Source organism: Nitrobacter sp. 62-13, from assembly GCF_001896955.1.
Classification (GTDB): Bacteria; Pseudomonadota; Alphaproteobacteria; order Rhizobiales; family Xanthobacteraceae; genus Nitrobacter.
In genome coordinates, this window is the sequence record NZ_MKRN01000087.1 from 1 (window position 1) to 468 (window position 468).

General features: G+C 63.5%; 1 protein-coding gene and 1 pseudogene. Both read left to right on the forward strand.

Annotation, left to right across the window (positions count from 1 at the left end; genetic code table 11):
- Nucleotides 1-134, forward strand: a pseudogene (locus tag BGN91_RS08160) (P-type conjugative transfer ATPase TrbB); the annotation flags it as partial.
- The gene (locus tag BGN91_RS08165) at nucleotides 131-463 is read left to right on the forward strand and encodes a TrbC/VirB2 family protein (protein WP_292612137.1); all 333 of its coding nucleotides are present in this window, start codon (nucleotides 131-133) and stop codon (nucleotides 461-463) included. The pseudogene BGN91_RS08160 and the gene BGN91_RS08165, both read left to right, overlap by 4 nt.
- The last annotated feature ends 5 nt before the right edge of the window (nucleotides 464-468 follow it).

The window sequence follows — 468 nt, forward strand, 5'->3', positions numbered from 1 at the left end:
ACCTTGTCGCTGTCCTCAGCGGCCGCGGATCGTCGCGCCGCCTCGCCGAGCTCGCGCACGTCCACGGCCTGACCGCCGACGGCGACTACCACGTCACCCCCGCAACCTTGCCCGCCACAGGAGATCGTGCGTGATCCTCAAGCTCCAGAACTTTCGTCGTCATCTTGCCTCCGCAACCACGGCCGCTGTCGTCAGCCTCGCGCTCGCCCCGGGCGCACATGCCTCTGGCTCCTCAATGCCGTGGGAGCAGCCGCTTGAACAAATCCTTCAGTCGATCGAAGGACCGGTCGCGAAGATCATCGCGGTGATCATCATCATCGTTACAGGCTTGACCCTCGCGTTCGGCGACACGAGTGGTGGCTTTCGGAGACTCGTTCAGATCGTCTTCGGCCTCTCGATCGCTTTCGCGGCCAGTTCGTTCTTTCTCAGCTTCTTCAGCTTCGGCGGCGGAGTGCTCGTCTGATGCCG